We start from the raw sequence: 3620 nt of genomic DNA on the forward strand, positions 1-3620 counted from the left end.
TCGATCATGCAGACATTCCAACCCGCCCTGCTGACCTAAAGTCACCGCACGTGTCAGCGCATATGCATCCGGGGACTACGCCCGCCGCCTTCACCCGTATCAACGCCAGGAGTGCGGACATCCTGGGCATTCCCAAGGACCGCTACGTGGGCCTGTTGGGCATGGACTCCGAGCACCTGGCAGGTGACCGGTTCCGGACCCCGGCGGGCACGAACGTCCGTCTGTGGGAGTTGCTGGTCACCAAGGCTCCGTGGACTGAGGTTGCCCAGCTGATGACAGAGCAGTCGGTGTTCGGGCAGTTCGGCGTGTGGGACTACCTGTTCACCTCCGCGCCCACCCCGATTGAGGGGCTTCGTGATGCGACGGAGTTCCTTGCGGGCGTCGGGGATGTCGGCACCGAGACCATGTTCGTCGTCCAGGACGGGCAGGAGGTCACTCTGGGGCATGTGAACGCCGCCGACCTGACCTATGAGGCCGCTTCCGCGATACGGGCCTATGGTCTCGGCCTGGTCCGGCAACGGCTCAGCGTCGCCCTGCGGAGAGAACTGATTCCGCTCCGCGCGGGCCTGGCTGCCCAGGCACCTCGTCATCATGGAGCCCTGTATGAGCTCTTCGGCACCCGAAACATCGATTTCGAGTGCCCGGTCAGCTCCATCACGTTCCGAGCCGACGACCTCCACAGGCCGACGCCGCAGGCCCAGCCGGGCCTGTCAGCCGTGCTGCGCAGCCATGCCGAGCTCACCCTCGCCGCCGCGATCCCTCTGCGCGACTGGCTCGACCTGTTCCGCATCGCCCTCAAGGATGCGGCTGGCGACGATGGCGCGACGCTGCCCGCTACGGCTGCCCGGATGGGAGTCAGCCCCCGCACACTTCAGCGCCGCCTCGACGAGCACGGCACGACGTGGACGGCAGAGCTCGAAGCCGTACGGCGGGAGCACATCATCCAGATGCTCAGCACCACGGATCTGCCCGTCGAAACGATCGCCGATCGCAACGGCTACGCCGACGCCCGTGCTCTTCGCCGCGCGGTACTCCGCTGGACCGGCCACACGCCCGCCGCCCTGCGCCGGCTGGCCTTGTGAGCCAAGTGACGTGCCACCATCGGTCCGGAGCGGGTGGCCAGGCTTTGCCTGGCCAGCATCTGCACTCATGCAGGCCTCGCAGGCATGGTTGTCGAACGCTGCCGCCACTGCGAGCTCGCGCAAGTTCCGTTCGGTGGGATTGACGGGCCAGATCAGACGACCTCGCCGACCCGAGAGAGTCCACTGGTAGACATAGGGCCGCCCTTCGCCGCCCGCCGAGGTCTCCATGTCCGCCTTCGCCCAAGCTGTGCAGGTCCTTCTGGCGCTGTGGGGTCGTTGCCGAGTAGCTTGATCGCTTTCTCGTCGCACTGGCGTGCGACCATCGGGCTTCTTCTGCCGCAATCCTCAGACATCCGAAAGAAGGAACGTCAATTGATGCGCTTACGTGCGCTCATCGTCGCCCTGCTCGCAGCGACGATGCTAGGTGGCCTGGTCACCTCGTCATCCGCAGACACTGTCTCGCCGAAGTCCGCCTCCGTGCTGCGCTTCCTCAGCTACAACATCTGTGGGGGCAACGACGAACTGGAAACTCCCTGTGGCACCGCCGCACAGAGGGACGCCGTAAAGGTCCGCGTCGACCTGGTGAAGAAGCACGTGACCGATTGGGATGCGGACATCGTGTTCCTCCAAGAGGTCTGCAAGTCCCAGTACGACGAGCTTCTGAAGGCGCTCGCACCCTTGGGCTACAGCGGCACCTTCACGACCATGATCCCTGTCCCTGTTCCCTCCACGGGGGACCTGTGCAAGTCGAACAGCGAGCCTGCCTTCGACAAGGAGCATCCCTGGGGCAACGCCGTCTTCGCCAAGGGGCCCGTGACGGTTCTCGCCCCTCTCGACCTGACCGTCGGCGGCGAGAAGGCCGGGACAACCTGGAAGTCCTCATGCGTCCAGGTCCCGCTCCAGGGCCGCGCGACGCGGGCTTGCTCCGTCCACCTGTACTCGTACAGCGACGCCATTCGGATCGAGCAGGCCAAGAAGCTTGCCAGCCTCGTCAAGCCGTGGATCGACGCAGGCACGCCGGTCGTGCTCGGCGGTGACTTCAACGCTCAGCACTGGGCAAACCGGGACGGCAGCTGGTACACCGATCCGCGCCTCAGCCCCATGACCTCGCTTCTGGACCCGTTCTACAGCCACTCGGGTGGCACAGGACAGTTCCTGGAGACTGACGAGACCGATGCCCAGCGCTTCACGCCGGAATGCCAGGCTCTGAACCCGCCGGCCGGCCATTGCCGTTCGGGAGCCAACACGGTGCTCAGGAACAGCGATCCCCTCACCGAGTCCAAGTACGACTACATTTTCGTGAGCAAGGACCACTTCAAGAACGTCGTCGCCGACGCGATGCCGCGCGAGTCCCTCTCCGACCACTACCCCTACCGCGGCGCCGCGACCTGGTCGCACTGCAACAACCCTGCCGACGGCAAGGCTGACCTGCTGCGCCGGGGCGCCGACGGCAGCCTGTACCGCCACTTCGGCGGCCGCTCGGACAAGCTGCTCCAGTCCCTGTACTGCAAGGTCGGCGCCGGGTGGAACGCCGACTGGAGCAACATGCGCCAGCTCGCGCGAGCGGGTGACGTGGACGGCGACGGCACTGAGGACCTCTACGCCATCGACAGCACGGGCAACCTCCGCTTTTTCCCCGGGGACCCGACGGAAACGTTCTTCCGGTGGCCCCGCACCGTCGCCACTGGCTACGGCACGGTCGACCAGCTGGCCGTGAGCGCGGACATGGACGGTGACGGGACGCGCGACCTGGTGACCCGGCTCACCGACGGCACGCTCCACCGCAGGGCGATCCAGCCCGACGGCACGGTGGGCAGCCCGGTCGCCGTCACAGGAGACGTCTCGTGGAAGGACTACGACACCATCCTGACGCCCGGCGACCTCACCGGCGACGGCGCACCCGACCTCCTCGCTCGGACTCCGGCCGGCGACCTGTACCTCTACGAGGCGGCCGCCGGCGGCACGCTGCGGCCGCGTGTCAAGATCGCCTGGGGCTGGAACGTGTACGACGGCATCTCCGCCCCCGGAGACGTGGACGGTGACGGCAAGGCCGACCTTCTGGCCCGCGACACGGCCGGCAACGTCTACTTCTACGCCGGCCTGGGCACGCTGAACGGCAGCATCGCCTTCGCCGACCGATTCAAGAGCGGCTGGGGCTTCCCGACCGGCGAAACCCTGTTCTAAGCGGGGCGGCACGCACCCGTGGGGCTCTCCGGCACCGTCCGGAGGGCCCCTTCCTCCTTCAGTAGAGCGCACTCGCGGAGTACCAAGCCCAGCCCTTTCCTGGCCACCGGAACACCCTCAGCAGTCAGCGCAGGCACGCCTTCTGAAGGTCAGGCGATCCGGTTGGCGCGTGACTGTACGTCGACCACCTTCTTCGGCTGCACCCGTCTGCTCGGGACCGACCACAAGCAAATCCAGTCAGTGTGATCACTAGCCCAGTTCGGCCGCCAATGGTTCCGCCGCTCGACGCGCCGAGCAGCCCCACGCTGTGTCTCGCGCTACGGAAGCGCGGCGGAAGCCGCCTTGGTACGACAG

General features: G+C 66.7%; 2 protein-coding genes. Both read left to right on the top strand.

Annotated elements, in window-relative coordinates; translation table 11 throughout:
- Window positions 1–1082 (top strand): helix-turn-helix domain-containing protein (locus tag ACIGO8_RS33985; RefSeq protein ID WP_399738927.1); only part of this gene is annotated, 1082 nt, incomplete at its 5' end.
- Window positions 1083–1457: 375 nt separating this feature from the next.
- Complete coding sequence (locus tag ACIGO8_RS33990) at window positions 1458–3266, top strand: endonuclease/exonuclease/phosphatase family protein (protein ID WP_399738930.1); 1809 nt, start codon at window positions 1458–1460, stop codon at window positions 3264–3266.
- Window positions 3267–3620: the final 354 nt, after the last annotated feature.

The organism is Streptomyces sp. NPDC053493, from assembly GCF_044544825.1.
GTDB lineage: Bacteria > Actinomycetota > Actinomycetes > Streptomycetales > Streptomycetaceae > Streptomyces.

What these genes read in the sequence shown, in the direction of transcription:
- ACIGO8_RS33990 (WP_399738930.1), top strand. Translation starts at nt 1,458, where the DNA reads ATGCGCTTACGTGCGCTCATCGTCGCCCTGCTCGCAGCGACGATGCTA.